General features: G+C 44.9%; 15 protein-coding genes. 8 read left to right on the top strand and 7 right to left on the bottom strand.

Annotated elements, in window-relative coordinates; all coding sequences use genetic code 11:
• The first annotated feature begins 1,427 nt into the window (after positions 1-1,427).
• Positions 1,428-1,778, top strand: coding sequence for a Spx/MgsR family RNA polymerase-binding regulatory protein (locus IAQ59_RS20185; protein ID WP_209332664.1), 351 nt, complete (start codon positions 1,428-1,430; stop codon positions 1,776-1,778).
• Positions 1,779-1,815: 37 nt separating this feature from the next.
• Here the strand turns inward: IAQ59_RS20185 and IAQ59_RS20180 are convergent, their stop codons facing one another.
• The 3 genes from IAQ59_RS20180 to IAQ59_RS20170 all read right to left on the bottom strand — a co-directional run bounded on the left by IAQ59_RS20180 (position 1,816) and on the right by IAQ59_RS20170 (position 4,195).
• Positions 1,816-2,766 carry a sugar phosphate isomerase/epimerase family protein gene (locus IAQ59_RS20180; protein ID WP_245189736.1) on the bottom strand — a complete coding sequence of 317 codons (951 nt, stop codon included), beginning with the start codon at positions 2,764-2,766 and terminating at the stop codon, positions 1,816-1,818.
• 192 nt (positions 2,767-2,958) lie between these two features.
• Positions 2,959-3,249: a copper resistance protein NlpE N-terminal domain-containing protein gene (locus IAQ59_RS20175; protein ID WP_209332663.1), complete on the bottom strand. Its 291-nt coding sequence runs from the start codon at positions 3,247-3,249 to the stop codon at positions 2,959-2,961.
• A gap of 4 nt (positions 3,250-3,253) precedes the next feature.
• Entirely contained in the window at positions 3,254-4,195 is a 942-nt protein-coding gene (locus IAQ59_RS20170; protein ID WP_209332662.1) for an NAD-dependent epimerase/dehydratase family protein, read from the bottom strand.
• Between the two features lie 136 nt (positions 4,196-4,331).
• On the opposite strand from IAQ59_RS20170, the gene kbl reads away from it, so the two are divergent.
• Positions 4,332-5,528 (top strand): glycine C-acetyltransferase, encoded by a 1,197-nt coding sequence (gene kbl / locus IAQ59_RS20165; protein ID WP_209332661.1) that lies wholly within the window; start codon positions 4,332-4,334, stop codon positions 5,526-5,528.
• Positions 5,529-5,546: 18 nt separating this feature from the next.
• Here the strand turns inward: kbl and cdaA are convergent, their stop codons facing one another.
• Both cdaA and folP read right to left on the bottom strand, forming a co-directional pair.
• Positions 5,547-6,413 carry a diadenylate cyclase CdaA gene (gene cdaA / locus IAQ59_RS20160; protein WP_209332660.1) on the bottom strand — a complete coding sequence of 289 codons (867 nt, stop codon included), beginning with the start codon at positions 6,411-6,413 and terminating at the stop codon, positions 5,547-5,549.
• Positions 6,410-7,294: a dihydropteroate synthase gene (gene folP / locus IAQ59_RS20155; protein ID WP_209332659.1), complete on the bottom strand. Its 885-nt coding sequence runs from the start codon at positions 7,292-7,294 to the stop codon at positions 6,410-6,412. Before folP ends, cdaA begins: the two co-directional genes overlap by 4 nt.
• Before the next feature lie 15 nt (positions 7,295-7,309).
• Here folP and IAQ59_RS20150 point away from each other — a divergent pair, with 15 nt between their 5' ends.
• From IAQ59_RS20150 to IAQ59_RS20140, 3 genes are read left to right on the top strand one after another with little or no spacing between them, the layout of a single operon-like run.
• Positions 7,310-7,858 carry a DUF1599 domain-containing protein gene (locus tag IAQ59_RS20150; RefSeq protein WP_209332658.1) on the top strand — a complete coding sequence of 183 codons (549 nt, stop codon included), beginning with the start codon at positions 7,310-7,312 and terminating at the stop codon, positions 7,856-7,858.
• Positions 7,851-8,951 (top strand): BT_3928 family protein, encoded by a 1,101-nt coding sequence (locus tag IAQ59_RS20145; RefSeq protein WP_209332657.1) that lies wholly within the window; start codon positions 7,851-7,853, stop codon positions 8,949-8,951. Before IAQ59_RS20150 ends, IAQ59_RS20145 begins: the two co-directional genes overlap by 8 nt.
• Positions 8,948-9,490 (top strand): shikimate kinase, encoded by a 543-nt coding sequence (locus IAQ59_RS20140; RefSeq protein ID WP_209332656.1) that lies wholly within the window; start codon positions 8,948-8,950, stop codon positions 9,488-9,490. The genes IAQ59_RS20145 and IAQ59_RS20140 overlap by 4 nt, the downstream gene beginning before the upstream one ends.
• On the opposite strand, the gene IAQ59_RS20135 is transcribed toward IAQ59_RS20140, so the two are convergent.
• Both IAQ59_RS20135 and IAQ59_RS20130 read right to left on the bottom strand, forming a co-directional pair.
• Positions 9,467-10,939, bottom strand: coding sequence for an OmpP1/FadL family transporter (locus tag IAQ59_RS20135; protein WP_209332655.1), 1,473 nt, complete (start codon positions 10,937-10,939; stop codon positions 9,467-9,469). The two genes, IAQ59_RS20140 and IAQ59_RS20135, sit on opposite strands and share 24 nt — an antisense overlap.
• A gap of 117 nt (positions 10,940-11,056) precedes the next feature.
• On the bottom strand, positions 11,057-12,448 hold the full coding sequence (locus IAQ59_RS20130; protein ID WP_245189735.1) for a hypothetical protein: 1,392 nt from the start codon (positions 12,446-12,448) through the stop codon (positions 11,057-11,059).
• A 130-nt stretch (positions 12,449-12,578) separates the two neighbouring features.
• Between IAQ59_RS20130 and proS the strand changes: the two genes are divergently transcribed.
• From proS to floA, 3 genes are all read left to right on the top strand, one after another.
• Positions 12,579-14,060, top strand: a complete 1,482-nt coding sequence (gene proS / locus IAQ59_RS20125; protein ID WP_209332654.1) for a proline--tRNA ligase — start codon at positions 12,579-12,581, stop codon at positions 14,058-14,060.
• Between the two features lie 167 nt (positions 14,061-14,227).
• Positions 14,228-14,689, top strand: coding sequence for an NfeD family protein (locus IAQ59_RS20120; protein ID WP_209332653.1), 462 nt, complete (start codon positions 14,228-14,230; stop codon positions 14,687-14,689).
• Between the two features lie 3 nt (positions 14,690-14,692).
• A complete protein-coding gene (floA, locus tag IAQ59_RS20115) occupies positions 14,693-15,706 on the top strand; it encodes a flotillin-like protein FloA (protein ID WP_209332652.1) in 1,014 nt (337 codons plus the stop codon).
• Positions 15,707-15,785: the final 79 nt, after the last annotated feature.

The raw sequence follows: 15,785 nt of genomic DNA, 5'->3' as shown, positions 1-15,785 counted from the left end.
GTAGGGGGACGGATACCTGGCGGGCAGGGTTTCGCCGAGTTCAAAAGGGTGTTGCAGGAGTATTCCCTCAGGAAAACTCCTGGTTTTTTTTTGTGTGCGCCCAGCATGGGCGTTAGCTATAGGGTGCAAGTCCCGAACACGCCTTGGCAGTTGGAAGTGTTAGCTTAAGGCAAGGGTGTCCATCGTGAGGTGGAATCTGAAGGAAGCCGGCGGCAAATTCTCGGCCTGACGAACAGAAACTACATATAAGGCCATAGTTGTCCGGACGAGGTTGCACACCAAACCAAAGTCCTATACTGCTCGGAGACACCCTGGTAAATGTAGCGGGTATATGAGGAGAAAGCTATCGTTCTTACCTGGGGAGGTCTCATGGACGTGTGTCGGATATTTTTTTCGGGCATACGGTGTAAAGCTAGCCATGAGAAATCAGCAGAGGGCAAAGTACCGGACCACGGGTTGGTTTGGGAAGGCCCGAACCTTGCAGTCAGGCAGTAAATGAATGTTACCGGAAAAAGAGGATCAGATGCTCGGCAACGAGGCTCCTTATCAAAAAATTGGACGGAATCCGAGGGATAGATAAGAGTGATTCCATAGAAGGATAACTGAAAACAACGCCAAATTCGCCTTTCGAGGTGTAAAAGCAAGGAACCGCCCTATACCGAACGGTACGTAGGGTGGTGTGGGAGGTCGAAACGGGAATTAATCCCGTTTCTCCTACCCGATTTTAGGGGGTATCTGGGGATGGTCAGGGTTGGCGAGTGATATATGCCTTCGGCGATATAGGTGGACGTGTTTAAAGCAGATTCAGTCCCCTTTTACGGTGGAGCGTCGACGGCCTTATTAGCGTTCGGGGGCTTTGTAAAAGGACAGGTATTTAGCATTGCGGATACGTTTTCGTTGTGTTCAAAAGGTTGCTTAAGGGGGTGCGTATTATATCAGACTAAGGGTGTAGGGCTTACTAAATCCCGGGCTTCGGTGTCACCAAAGAAGCGGCGCTGTGTGTCTTTTGTAGCTACAGCTAGTATTCCCTGCGATTTACCGAACAAGGTGCTAGCAAGTAGACAATCATGGGTTTCAATCAGGGCGATTGAATAATCGATCGCTCATATATGTGGCCAAATAGGCTGCAATGATATATGGCTTTAGGGAAAATGCTACACCAAGTACAGCCTATTGGCCTAGTTGCCAATTATCCCATCCAATTTGCAATTGGATAGATCAGTTACTTCTTTATTTTTTACAGTCTTGGAAGTGGCTAGTTGAGATGGAAAGCGGCGTTGCGACTGGAGATTGATCAAAAGATTTCCTATTTTTGAATTTGGTAACTGATTACTAGATTTGTTTTTAGTTACTTTTGGTAAGCTGTAGTTGGTCAAAATGTTAAAGAAAGGCGAAGTTTGTCTTTTAAGAAAAATTAAAGGATTGTTATGAGTACAAAGATATTTGGTATCAAAAACTGTAATATCATGAAAAAGACCTTTGAGTTTTTTGAAACAAACGGAATGAGCTATCAATTTATCGACTATAAAAAACAGGCTCCAAGCTTGGACTTGCTTAGTGGTTTTTTATCGAAAATTTCTCTCGATGATCTTGTAAACCGAAGGGGGACTACCTATAAAAAATTGTCGGAAGAGGATAAGGCAAAGACCCAGCAACCAGAAACAGCTCTTGTATTGCTAAGCGAAAAAAGCAGCATGATCAAGCGGCCCATTATCGAGTTTGAAGATGGTGATCTCCTGATAGGGTTTGATGAAGAAGCTATTTTGGCCAAAAAATAGGCTAAAATGGACCGGTTTTTTTCCGGTCCTGTTTTTTTTAAACTGCGTCAATAAGGCCTACCGTTCGCCACATAGCGCTAGAGGTTTTGGCTATGGCCTCCTCATTTTCCATGGCATTTAGTTTTGCGTTGAAAGGTTCTGCCCTCACAGCCCCGTCGTAGCCGATTTTAACAAGTGCTTGCATAAATCCCTTCAGGTCTATTAGACCGCTATCGCCCGGCAATTCGCGTTCACCGTCCACCTGCTCTTCAATGGTCCTTCCCGAGCTTGCGTCGTTTAAGTCGCAAGTAACTATTTGTTCGTTTTTTAGTGCCAATAAATCGGCTACGGTTTCTGTAGATGTGTACCAGTGATAGGCGTCTAGCTGCAGTCCCACACCGGCAACGTTGATGGCAGCGATGAGCTCCAACATTTCCTTCATGGTTCCAGCAAACGGGTATCTGTGGATGGTTTTCAAGCGTTTGGTACCTACATATTCCAATCCAAAACGTATACCGTGATCTTGGGCTATTTCTGCAATTTGTCTAAGTCTGTCACGGTGTTGATTAAAGTTTTGATTGTAGGTCAGTTCGTTGTGGGAAGGCATTATCCAGGTGTTCATGCGAGTCACACCGGCAGATTGGCAGGTTTTGGCGACCTTTGGTAAGCTAGATAGCCCTTCACGGAAAGTTTGTTGATCTTTTCTGAAGTCTATAGGTAAGCTGACAGCATCCCATGTCAGCTTGCTTGCGTGCATTTGCGCAAGAATCTCATCGAGTTCATTGGAAGACATGGCCGTTAGTTGATCTGACAAAGGAGATATGGCTTCAAACCGGTGTCTATTTGCATAGTCTATCAATTCTTTTTGGGTACATTGTACCCCAATAGCTCCAGGGTTGAGACTGACTTTGAATTTCCGATCGGCTTTGGCTCCAAAAGAGAATGACGGAGCGAGTCCCATCATGGATGTTAAGACTCCGGTATGTTTGATAAAGGTTCTTCGTTGCATTTGGGTTTATTTTTTTTCGAGGGTATAGTTTAGGTCTGACGCCATTCTTTTGCCGTTGGAATTCAATAGATGAAGCTTTCCTTCGGCGTCTTGGATAAATCGATACCTTGGTTGCAGGTTTTCGTCTAGCAGATTAATCAAGAACACATTGGGTTCACCGTCTATGCCGTAGCTGATTTCTATTAACCCGGACTAATGAAAAACCCGGTCGCCTTCTTTTGTTTCCAAATAGGTTTCGGTTAGTTCATAAGACTGTTCGGTTTTATCTGGGCTATTTTCCAATTTGAGTTCCATTCGTATCCCTTGACAGTCTGCACAGGGGATTATGCCCTCGTATCCCAACCAATAGGAAGTTTCTTTGTGTAGGATCACCTGTTCTTCGGTATTTGGTGAATTATCCTCTTCGTACACTGTTTCTTCGGTGGGACTATCGCAAGAAAGCAATATTATGATAGGTAGCAAGGCATATCTTATGGCATTCATATCACTACTTTAAAGTTAGATTTGCTAACATATCCTGGGTCATTCGTGGCAGATCGTATGCGGGTTTCCACCCCCAATCAGCTACTGCATCGGAGTCATCGATGCTTTGGGGCCAACCATCGGCTATTTCCTGTCGAAAATCAGGGCAGTAGGTGATCTCAAACTTCGGATTATGCATCAATATACTACGAAATATTTCTTTTGGCGTAAAACTCAGTGAGGAAATATTGTAACTAGATCTGATTTTTATCCGTTCTTTAGGGGCGTCCATGAGTTCCATGGTGGCCCTTATGGCATCCGGCATATACATCATAGGGAGTGCCGTGTCTTCTTTCAGAAAGCAGGTGAACGGTGTTTTCCTGACAGCATGGTGATAAATATCCACGGCGTAGTCCGTAGTACCCCCACCAGGCAGTGATTTGTAACCAATCAATCCGGGGTACCTAAGGCTTCGCACATCGACCCCGTACTTTTGGAAGTAATAGTTGCACCAACGCTCTCCAGCTTGCTTGGAGATTCCATAGGCCGTTTGGGGTTCTTGGATGCAGTTCTGTGGTGTATGTGTTCTTGGTGAATTTGGTCCGAAAACGGCAATGGAAGAAGGCCAATAAACCTTCTCGAGTTTTTTTTCTCTGGCTAGTTCCAGAATAGATAGCAAGCTGTCCATATTGATCTGCCAGGCCAGTAGTGGTTTTTTTTCAGCTGTCGCAGATAAAATGGCCGCCAAGTGATAAATTTGGGAGATCTGATGTTTTTCCAGCAGCGCCTTCATCGCTAAATGGTCAGTTACGTCCAGTGTTTCAAAGATCGCCCCAGGAAAAAGTGATCTTGCCTGTTCGTTGATATCTGAGGCAATAACTGCATCAGATCCATACTTGCTTACCAAAGCATCCGTCAATTCCGAGCCTAGTTGTCCTCCCGCACCAGTAATAAGGATTTTGGTCATAAAAACATTCTTTTATATGGTTTGGTAATCGGTTTGGTGTAGCTTTAATTAGTATCTTTGGTTTTTGTGCTTGACAAATGTACTAAAAGTATTGGTTCATAAACATTAGTTACCTTCAATCAAACGAAAAATTGCCATGTATGATAGCATAAAGCCTTACTTGATTCAAGAGTTGGAGAATATTCAAGCGGCAGGATTATATAAGCGTGAACGGGTAATAGAGTCTCCGCAGGGAGCAGAGATTACAGTAGAAGGAGGGAAGAAAGTCCTTAATTTTTGTGCAAACAATTACTTGGGGCTTTCCAGTCATCCAAAAGTAATTGAAGCCGCTAAGCGAGCCATTGATTCGCATGGGTTTGGACTTTCGTCTGTACGTTTTATCTGTGGAACACAGGATATCCACAAGGAGTTGGAGCGGAAGATAGCTGAATTTTTGGGTACCGAGGATACGATTTTGTATGCAGCTGCATTTGATGCCAATGGTGGGGTATTTGAGCCGCTATTAGGGCCTGAAGACGCGATAATCTCAGATGCCTTGAACCATGCCTCTATCATTGATGGTGTACGGCTGTGTAAGGCCATGAGGGTTCGATACGAGCACAATAACATGGATGATTTGGAGCGACAGCTTCAGCAGGCAGAGGCCAAGGGGGCGAAGCAAAAAGTGATTGTGACAGATGGTGTTTTCTCCATGGATGGCACCATTGCGCAATTAGACCGGATCGTAGAATTGGGTGAGAAATATGGAGCATTGGTGATGTCGGATGAGTGTCATTCCAGTGGGTTTGTCGGAAAAACCGGCAGAGGGGTTCATGAACTGAAGGGAGTGATGGGTAGGATGGATATCATTACGGGTACACTCGGAAAGGCACTGGGCGGAGCGTCAGGAGGCTTTACTTCTGGCAGAAAGGAGATCATTGAGGTTTTAAGACAGCGTTCCCGGCCATATCTTTTTTCAAATACGCTGGCTCCTGCCATAGTAGGAGCTTCTATTGCCGTGTTCGACCTGTTGGCCTCATCCACCGAATTACGGGATAAACTGGAAAGGAATACGCAGTACTTTCGGGAGAAAATGACGGAGGCGGGTTTTGATATCAAACCCGGTTTCCATCCAATTGTCCCGATTATGCTGTATGATGCTGCTCTTTCTCAGCAAATGGCACAGCGCTTGTTGGAAAGAGGTATTTATGTCATCGGATTTTATTATCCGGTAGTACCGAAAGGACAGGCTCGCATTCGGGTACAGCTTTCCGCGGCCCATGATAAAGAGCATTTAGACAAGGCAATTAGGGCTTTTACAGAGGTGGGTAAAGAGCTCGGTGTTATTTCGTAGTCCCCAGAGGCAAGTTTCCTATAATTCGGTGATTTTCCTCTTGGGGCTCGCCCTTTCAAAAATACTGACCTCAATAAATTTTTCCTCAATATTTTCCCCAGTTAAATACGCATTGATCATCTCTCTTACTTCCTGAAAGGAGAGGTTATGTAGTATTTTTCCGCTCTTGGCAAGGGAGACCTGGCCTGTTTCCTCCGACACGACCAAGACTAAGGTGTCGGTGGCTTCGGACATGCCGATAGCCGCGCGGTGACGAAGTCCAAACTGCGCTGGTACATCCCGTTCGGTCACCGGCAGGATACAACGGGCGGCCTTCACACGTCCGTTGTGGATAATCACACCGCCATCGTGCAGGGGGCTGAACTTGTTGAAAATGGATATTAACAGCCTTTTGGATACGATTCCATCAATCAAATCTCCGCTTTCGGCATAGAATTTAAGCTCCGAATTACTTGAGAGCACGATAAGCGCACCAGTGCTGCTACCCGAGAGTGACTTGCAGGCTTCGATTATCGGTGTTACATTAAATGCGCTGCTTTCCCTCTTTTTCCAGAAGAAAAGCTCCTGTAAGACGTTTTCGTTGGAAAAAATGGATGATTTCCCTACGATCAATAGAAATTTACGTATTTCCTGTTGGAATAAGATGATGGCCGCCAATACCCCTACGCCCATAAATTGTCCAAGGATAATGGTCAAAAGTTCCATCTTCGCGGCACTCACCACCAAATACATCAGGTAAATGGAGAGGAAGCCTAAAAAAATCTTAATGGCTACGGATCCCCTCATCAACTTGTATACTTGGTATATGAGAACACTGACCAGGGCAATGTCTACAAGGTTTACGATGGAAACATCTAAAAAGCCGATTTTAAATAGCAGGATCAAGTGTAAAGCTGTTTATATATAGTGATTGTTTCTGTTGCCTGTTTTACATCGTGTACCCGTAGTATATGTACACCGCCTATTAGCAATGCCATGTGTAATGCGGTAGTACCATTTAACGCTTCTGCTGGAGTACAATTCAAAAGTTTGTATACCATCGATTTTCTGGAAACTCCCCCCAAAATCAACACTGGCAGCGTGCTGAAATAATCCAGAGAATGCACTAAATGGTAATTTTGATCAATGGTTTTGGCAAAACCAAACCCTAGGTCTAATATAACATCTTTTATGCCAGCATTTTTACATTGCGCCAACTTATTGGAAAAATAAAACATGATATCATTCTCCAAGTTTTCGTAGTCGGTAAGTTGCTGCATGGTGTCTGGGGTACCCTTCATATGCATACAGATGTACGGCACACCCATTTTTCCAATCTCAGGTATCATCTTTTTGTCTAGCTCACCGCCAGAGATGTCATTAACCATGTCTGCGCCTGCTAAAACCGCCTCCCTTGCTACTTTATGCCTAAAAGTGTCAATGGAAATCAAAATTTCTGGTAGCGCCTTTCGGATAGTATCAATAACGGAAATCACCCGATTTAGTTCTTCTTGTTCGGAAATATGCGCAGCATGAGGTCGGCTACTGTATCCTCCTATATCCAAAATGCTCGCTCCCTCTGCGACCATTTGAATAGCCCGCTCAATAACCTGCCCTTGGTCTACGGATACCCTGCTTGGTCCGTAGAATGAATCGGGTGTGGTATTGATGATTCCCATCACCCAAGGTTCATCCAAACGGTAGAGCTTTCCTTTGACTTGGAGTGTTTTTTTCAGGGGAAATAGAGTATCTTCGTTCTTAATTTTATTTGGATGATTTCTTACCATTAACTCGCAAACGCTTTGAATACACAAACCCTGAGCGAATATAAAGAAGTAATTGAACTTTGTAAAGAACTTTTTAAGAAGAAGACCCTTGATTATGGGACAGCTTGGAGGATCTTGAGGCTTCCTTCCATTACAGATCAGGTGTTTATCAAAGCTCAAAGGATTCGCTCTATTCAGGAAAAAGGGATACAAATGGTTAATGAACCCGTGCGAGATGAGTTTATCGGCATTATTAATTACTGCTTGATTGCGCTGATTCAGTCTGAAATTAGTGAAACGGCTCCTTTGGATATATCCTATGTGGACTTGGAACCAAAGTATGACTATTGGGTAGAGGAAACTAGGAAGTTGTTGGAAAACAAAAATCACGACTATGGTGAGGCTTGGCGGATGATGAGGATTTCTTCTATCACAGATATTATCCTGATGAAGCTGTATAGAATCAAGCAGATAGAGGATAACCAAGGGAAAACCTTGGTGTCTGAGGGCATACAGGCGAATTTTCAAGATATCCTCAATTATTCCGTGTTTTGTATGATCAAATTAAAGGAGCAAAATGGGTAAGCAGCTAATATTAGGGGCTATTCGAGCGATTGTAGGTGGGCTTTTTATTTTTTCCGGATTGATAAAAGTCAATGATCCCGTTGGTACGGCCATTAAGCTGGAGGAATACTTTGATGTTTTTTCCTATGATATTGCGCCGTTTTTTGACGCACTGAAGGGAGTCGCACTCCCCTTGGCTGTATTTCTTGTAGTAGCCGAGGTGGTACTAGGCGTGATGGTATTGGTAGGCTGGAGGATAAAGACGGCAGTATACCTTTTGTTGGCGATGATCCTTTTCTTTACTTTCTTGACTTTCTACTCTGCCTACTTCAACAAGGTTACGGATTGCGGTTGTTTTGGAGATGCCATAAAGCTTACCCCTTGGGAGTCCTTTTACAAGGATATTATCCTGCTGGTTTTTATAGGTATTCTGTTTCTATTTCGGAATAGCCTTGTATCAAACTTGGCTACTTGGGCGATGGTGTCTGTCACAGCATCTTCTTTGGCCAGCCTAGCGCTGTCTATTACAGCTATTCGAAACCTGCCTTTTATAGATTTTAGAGCATTTAAGGCAGGAGTAAACATCTCGGAGGCTATGCAGCCTTCGGCCCCGCTGGAATATGCCTATGTGATGAAGTTAGGTGACAAAACCGTAACGTTAGATCAATACCCTTCTGGTGATGAGTATGAGTTTATAGAGATGAACTTAAAGAATCCGGAGGCATTACCCAAGATAACGGATTTCGCCGTTTGGAACGAGGAGGGTGATTTTACCGAAGAAATACTACAGGGGCAAAAGTTGCTCATTTTGGTCAGTAACCTGCAAAAAATGTCGTCAGCTAACCTTGATGAAATTTCTAAATTAATTCAGGATGCATTGGGTGGTGGGCTTGATGTAAAATTTCTATGCGCCTCATCTGAGGAAGAGGTACAGCAATTGATTCGGGATATGAGCTGGAATATTGGGTACTACTTGGCAGATGCGACGGTCGTCAAGACGATAATAAGGGCGAATCCAGGATTGGTGGTTTTGAACGATGGCACTGTAATGGCTAAATACCACCATAATAATACGCCGAATATAGGTGAGGTAAACAGGTTACTCTCCAGATGAAAGCCGATCAAAAGTTGGTCTTGGTAGGCATGCCAGGCAGTGGCAAAACTACGCTGGGCAAGCGGGCTGCTCGCTTATTGCAGTTTGCATTTTTTGACTTAGACCATGAAATAGAAGTTCAAGAAGGGCGTAAAATTCCAGAGATTTTTGCGTCAAATGGAGAAGGCTATTTTAGAGACGTAGAGACTAAGGTATTGACCCGATTGTTAAATAGCGCAGATTCATTCGTGTTGTCTACAGGAGGTGGAGCGCCTTGTTTTAATTCCAATATGGACTTGATAAATGCACATGCCATATCTGCTTACCTTGATGTTTCCATTAGCGAGTTAGTAGCCCGATTGGTAGGGGGGCAAGTGAGCAAAAGGCCACTTTTTGCGGGTCTCAGTACCCATCAGGTTACCCAAAAGGTACTTGAAATGCATGCGCTGAGGAGGCCATTTTATGAAATGGCAAAAATAAAGCTCAGCGGAAATGAATTGACCGCTGAGCAGTTGGTGTCCGAATGGCTTGGCTTCTTAAAAATTGAAACCAATAGATAGCGTTCCCATCAGCCTCTGATTATCGATGGTTGCCATAGGAGACCCCGGATAAGAGACATGGTAGCTGGTAAATTGGCTGCTAACAACACTCAAGTCTATGCTGTAGCTTGGCATTCTTACGCCTATTCCCCCTGAAAACTGTGTTATGCTTCTATCGGTGCCTAGTGGGTTTTGAAAGGGATCTCCATAAAATGCATAGCCGGCCCGTATTCTAAGCACATCCAATCGAGCTTCCCCGCCGAATCTATAATTGATTGTTTGTCCGTAAAGTTGTCGGATTTCACGGTTGTCCTCCCCTGTATTGAATGCGTTGGAGCGAAGATTTGCCATGCTATAGTCTACGTAATCCACATCTGCAGTAAGAAATCCCTTTTTGCCAAAGAAGTAGGTAAGGCCTGATCCTAATTGGAGAGGGGTTCTAAGCCCGTAGTTGCTAACGAATAAATCGGTTTCGGCGTCTGATTCCGCAATGCTACCGAACTCAGGGTCTTCGTAGGGGGGGTTGAAATCCGCGAAAATGTCCGCTCCGTATTCCTCATTTATATTGCTCCATGTGGGTGATTTGAAATTCAATCCAATGTTCAATTGATCCACTGGCTTGTAAATGACCCCTAGGCCCAGATTAATTCCAGATCCCTCCTGAAACAAGTTTTCTTGTAGCGAACTAAACAAGGTGCTAATATTTGATGGGTCCAGAAAGTCTTCGTTGTAGGTCTGCACCCTACGGTAGGTTACCGATAGAATACCTAAACTTGCCCCCAAGAAGAGCTTGTTCTTATAATTGGCCCCGTAGGACAAACTAATATGGTTCAGATTTCCTTCGCTCTCTATCACGTCTGACCGAGTGACGCTCGTAGTTGCATTGGGAGAAAAGTCGAATTGGTTATCTCCAACCGGATTGATGAGAAATGCTTCATAGAAAAGTCCCCCCACACCTCCTGGGATTCCAGTGTCATTGTACACATCCAGGTAATAGTCAAGAATTGATTCCTGATCCAAGCGGTTGGATGAATACCCGTAATTTGTTCTGAAGTTAGATTGTCGGTTGTAGCTAAATCCAAAGGATCCTCCGCGCCAATCTCCAGCCTCTAAAGGTGCTTTGGCACGACTGAATACCGCTCCTATGTTAGGAATCATGAAGTTGGTGGAGTTTTGATTCATTGGCTGGCCTTCATAGGTAGATGTGGTATTCCAATCCATGTATCCTAAGGAAAGGTTCGCTTCTGATCGCTGAAAGAATCCCAAACCGGCAGGATTTCCATGAATATTGCTGATGTCGCCTCCTAACGCATTCTGAGTTCCTCCTAAAGCACTTATCCTGGCTGTACCCGTTGCATTATATAAGCTAAATCGCAAAGCATCTTCTACGTATCCACTTTGGGCCGAAGCCCAGAACGGCAGTAACGAAACTAACGCAAAAAGAGGCCATAAGTTTTTTATTGATTTCATAGAGTTCATTAAGCGTTGCTAATTGGAAATAATTAGACAAATAACATGCCTTACGGAAAAAACAGTCGATAATTTGATAAATTCCTTTTAAAAATAGTAGGAAAAAAAAAGAGGGAATTAATTCCCTCTTCTTCCTCCTCCGACGCTACCGCCGCCTCTGGAGAATCCGCCACCACCACTACTACTTGGAGCACTATACGTGGATCTGGATGGTGCAGAGTAACTACTTCGGCTAGGCATAGTAGAACGTTGGGTGTTATATGTAGGTGATGAACTTCTAGTATTGTAGTTAGGTGAAGACATGCTCCTGCTCGGCGCAGAAGACCTGTTGTATGATGGCGATGTAGATCGAGTTGGGGACGTATATCCAGACCTATTAGTACCGGAATTCACACTTCGGGTGTTGAAGTTACTTGGTGCAGTTGTCCTAGGAGCACTTACATTTGCCCTACTATTTGGCGCCCCATACGTACTACTTCGAGTTGCAGTAGAGGAAGTGGGTCGAGTTACTACCGGAGAACTTACGTTTCTTCTAGCTGGCGTAGCAGAAGCAGATGGATTTCTATAATAATCATTTTGAGATCTGCTAAAGCTGTTTCTACTAGAGGTTGACGTTGCTTGTCTTGCATTGGGTCCTGCGCCTATCGCCTCTCTCCGTGCATTAGCGCGAGTAGACCCTGGCTGTGCAGTAGCCCTACTTCTGGGGGTGGCGTTTGCCAGTGAAGATCCCATAGAAGGCCTTGCACCTCTTACAATCTGCCGTCCAGCACCTTCCCCTCCAGGTATCACGATAATTGGATTATAGAATCCAGGGCGAAGCATGCCACGCATCATCCACGGGTCATAGAAACCGAATCCTGGACGCATCATCCACGGATTCCCGAAGGCAAGACTGGTTCGCATCCACGGGTTACCGAATCCCATTCCAAATCCCACGTTAAATCCAGGTCGGAAACCGAAACCAGGACCCCAAAAGGGGTCGAACATGCCCATGCCTCCAAATCCGGGACCCCAGAAAGGATCGTAGAAACCACCCATCGGCCACATACCCATGCCGCCCATCGGCCACATTCCCATTCCCATTCCCATTCCAAACGTTGGGCCTCCGAAGAAATTGTTGGTTATGTTATTAGATCCTCCTCGGAAATTGTCATAGGCATCAATATTGCCTGCCTGAGGGGCGAAGCTTTGGGTCTGAGAGTCGTCAAAATAAACAGACCCTTCCTCTTCCGGCTGTGTAGATCGTTGGTATTTAGCTATGTATTCAGGATTTACATTGCGGCTGGAAAAGTTTTCCAATTGCAGGTCTGCACTCGGAGCCTGTTCCAGACTCCTGAAATTATCCGCTGTGTTGTTCTTAACCGCATATTCTGTGGCAATCTTTGCATCAGATGCCATAAAATAAAGGTTATCCGTTTCGCCCTGCATGGCCATCTCCCCTGTTTTACAGGAAGCTAAGCTGATCAGAGCTATAACGCTTGCGTACCGGATTGGATTTAAGTTGTTCATAGGAATGTAATTTAATACTCTCTTTTCTATATACGACAGGATAGCAGGAGGGTTATCATTTTTTAAATTATCTTTGCCGAAATTCTAACTTCGAATATAACGAGTTTTTTTAAATACAACAAAAATAAAAATGAGCAAAGGATTGCCAAAACGGAGCGAAGACTATTCGCTGTGGTACAATGAATTAGTAAAGCGCGCTGATCTAGCTGAAAATTCCGCTGTGCGGGGCTGTATGGTTATCAAACCTTATGGATATTCTATTTGGGAAAAAATGCAGGCTGAGCTGGATAGGATGTTTAAAATGACGGGTCATACCAATGCCTATTTTCCATTGTTTATTCCAAAATCCTTTCTTTCTAAGGAGGCCAGCCATGTTGAGGGCTTTGCAAAGGAGTGTGCCGTAGTCACCCATTATCGTTTGAAAGGCGATGAAAGTGGCAGAGGGGTAGTCGTGGATCCTGACGCCAAGCTGGAAGAGGAGCTGATCGTGAGGCCGACTTCGGAAACGGTAATTTGGAGTACGTACAAAAACTGGATACAGTCTTACCGAGACCTTCCGCTACTGGTAAATCAGTGGGCAAATGTGGTACGCTGGGAAATGCGTACCCGGCTTTTCCTCCGCACGGCGGAGTTTTTGTGGCAGGAGGGTCATACCGCTCACGAAACCCGAGAGGAAGCGGTTCAAGAAACTGAGCGAATGCTTGGAGTGTATGCGGATTTTGCTGAAAATTTCATGGCATTGCCGGTAATCAAAGGAAAGAAATCCGAGAGTGAGAAGTTCGCAGGAGCGGTGGATACCTATTGCATCGAGGCGATGATGCAGGATGGAAAGGCGTTGCAGGCCGGCACATCCCATTTTTTGGGACAGAATTTTGCCAAGGCATTTGATGTTAAGTTCGCTACGCGAGAAGGTGGATTGGAACATGTATGGGGAACTTCTTGGGGGGTGAGTACCCGGTTGATGGGCGCACTCATCATGGCGCACTCGGATGATCAAGGGTTAGTTCTGCCACCAAAATTAGCTCCAATTCAGGTAGTCATCGTGCCCATTTTCAAAAACGAAGAAGAATTGGCGAGGATTTCCATCAAAGCGAACGAAATCATGCAGGGCCTTTGGGCAAAGGGCATTTCAGTAAAATATGACAATCGAGACACGTATAAGCCTGGTTGGAAATTTGCGGAATATGAACTCAAAGGGGTGCCTCTTCGCATTGGTATAGGGCCTAGGGATCTACAGAACAATACGTTGGAGTTGGCCCGTAGGGACACGCTCTCCAAGGAATCGATAAATTTGAATGAAGTGGACATTGTTGCCAAGGTGGAGGTTCTTCTGGAGGAGATTCAACAGTCCATCTACCAAAGAGCACTTGCTTTTAGAAATGAAAAAACTACCCTTGTGAACACCTGGGAAGACTTTATCCAAGTATTAGATGAAAAAGGAGGCTTTGTATCTGCACATTGGGACGGCACAGCAGAGACAGAGGAAAGGATCAAAGAGCTCACCAAGGCCACGATCCGCTGCATACCAATGGACCAACAGCAGGAGGACGGATTATGCATTTATTCAAAAAGGCCGTCCAGGGGGAGGGTTTTGTTTGCCAAAGCATATTAATTTTTCAAATATCCATTTAGCGGCCCGGGGCGATTTCCGGGCCTTTTTTTATACCATTCAAATGGTAGGGACTTCCAGTCTATACAAAAGCTTTGGGTATTTGTGAAGGGGTGCTTTCTTATACCAAATAAAAGGCCTATTTTCATCCTGAAATCTGAACGGGTATCATGACGACGTTGATTATTGTCAGTTTGGTTGTATTTGGAGCAGCACTGCTTTTAGCGGAAATCATATTCATTCCCGGTACTACCTTGATCGGATTACTGGGATTGCTCTTTACGGCTATTGGGGTTTTTTATGCTTACAAAGAGCTTGAACCTGTTGCTGCGAATTTAGTGTTTGCCGGAACAGTCATGGTGAATGGAGGGCTTTTGATAGCGGGATTTAAGTCTGGAATGTGGAATCGCTTCTCACTCAAGGATACGATCACAAACGGAACGTTTGATGGTCGATTGGAAGGGCTTCGAGTTGGGCAGGCTGGCCGCACAATATCAGATTGCAAACCGTTCGGAAAGGCAGAGTTTGGAGATAAACTATACGAAGTAAAGTCCGAAGGTGGTTTTTTGCCAACAAATACCCCGGTCTACATTTACAAAATGGAAAACAATAAAATAATCATAAAACAATAAGCTATGGATTTATCGAATTCGACTTTTATTCTGCTGTCCGTTTTTGCGGGCTTGATCGTACTGTTTATATTCTTGTATTTCGTTCCTGTAAACCTATGGATTACGGCCATATTTTCCAATGTGAAAGTAGGTTTGTTGGAGCTTGTCGGGATGCGGATCCGTAAGGTCCCGCCCAGTGTGGTGGTCAATTCATTGATTACCGCGACCAAAGCAGGGTTAAACCTGACCACCAACGATCTGGAAACACATTACCTGGCAGGCGGAAATGTTCCCAACGTGATACGCGCGCTTATTTCCGCGGATAAGGCGAACATCAGCCTTTCTTTTAAGCAGGCCACTGCTATAGACCTTGCTGGCAGAGACGTTTTTGAGGCGGTACAAATCTCGGTAAACCCGAAGGTAATCAATACGCCAAATGTAGCGGCTGTGGCAGCTGATGGTATTCAACTGATCGCAAAGGCAAGGGTAACGGTCCGCGCAAATATTGCCCAGTTGGTTGGCGGTGCCGGAGAAGAGACTATTCTGGCCCGGGTAGGTGAGGGAATCGTAACTTCCATAGGTTCGGCTAAGAACCACAAGCATGTGCTGGAAAACCCAGACAACATTTCCAAACTGGTGCTAGAACGAGGACTTGATGCTGGAACTGCATTTGAGATTCTATCCATCGATATTGCTGATATTGATGTGGGCACCAACATCGGGGCTAAATTACAGATCGACCAAGCATCGGCAGATCTGAAAGTGGCCGAAGCCAGAGCCGAGGAGCGTAGAGCGATGGCCGTTGCCCTAGAGCAGGAAATGCGAGCAAAAAATGTAGAAATGCGGGCCAAGGTAACTGAAGCTGAGGCAGAAATTCCAAAAGCCATTTCTGAGGCGTTTAAGTCAGGTAATCTGGGTATCATGGATTATTACCGCATGGAAAATGTAAAATCTGATACCAGCATGAGGGACTCTATCGCCAAATCGGACACCGACCAGGGAGGAGAGCGTAACAAAGGGGGTGAGAAGAAATCTTAAACTATGAAGGGAGGCTTCCGTAGGCTAAAAAGTCCGGCTGAAAACGGAATATAAAGTGGGCGAATCTGGCTCCGATAGG

The organism is Lunatimonas salinarum, assembly GCF_017811155.1.
GTDB lineage: Bacteria > Bacteroidota > Bacteroidia > Cytophagales > Cyclobacteriaceae > Lunatimonas > Lunatimonas salinarum.
Note: the sequence above shows the minus strand (reverse complement) of the source record. Positions and strands in the feature narration are given on the sequence as shown.

Coding starts and splice junctions, on each gene's coding strand:
- proS (WP_209332654.1), top strand. CDS start 12,579: ATGAGCAAAGGATTGCCAAAACGGAGCGAAGACTATTCGCTGTGGTAC.
- folP (WP_209332659.1), bottom strand. CDS start 7,294: ATGGTAAGAAATCATCCAAATAAAATTAAGAACGAAGATACTCTATTT.
- IAQ59_RS20180 (WP_245189736.1), bottom strand. CDS start 2,766: ATGCAACGAAGAACCTTTATCAAACATACCGGAGTCTTAACATCCATG.
- IAQ59_RS20175 (WP_209332663.1), bottom strand. CDS start 3,249: ATGAATGCCATAAGATATGCCTTGCTACCTATCATAATATTGCTTTCT.
- IAQ59_RS20140 (WP_209332656.1), top strand. CDS start 8,948: ATGAAAGCCGATCAAAAGTTGGTCTTGGTAGGCATGCCAGGCAGTGGC.
- IAQ59_RS20120 (WP_209332653.1), top strand. CDS start 14,228: ATGACGACGTTGATTATTGTCAGTTTGGTTGTATTTGGAGCAGCACTG.
- floA (WP_209332652.1), top strand. CDS start 14,693: ATGGATTTATCGAATTCGACTTTTATTCTGCTGTCCGTTTTTGCGGGC.
- IAQ59_RS20135 (WP_209332655.1), bottom strand. CDS start 10,939: ATGAAATCAATAAAAAACTTATGGCCTCTTTTTGCGTTAGTTTCGTTA.
- kbl (WP_209332661.1), top strand. CDS start 4,332: ATGTATGATAGCATAAAGCCTTACTTGATTCAAGAGTTGGAGAATATT.
- IAQ59_RS20130 (WP_245189735.1), bottom strand. CDS start 12,448: ATGAACAACTTAAATCCAATCCGGTACGCAAGCGTTATAGCTCTGATC.
- IAQ59_RS20170 (WP_209332662.1), bottom strand. CDS start 4,195: ATGACCAAAATCCTTATTACTGGTGCGGGAGGACAACTAGGCTCGGAA.
- IAQ59_RS20185 (WP_209332664.1), top strand. CDS start 1,428: ATGAGTACAAAGATATTTGGTATCAAAAACTGTAATATCATGAAAAAG.
- IAQ59_RS20145 (WP_209332657.1), top strand. CDS start 7,851: ATGGGTAAGCAGCTAATATTAGGGGCTATTCGAGCGATTGTAGGTGGG.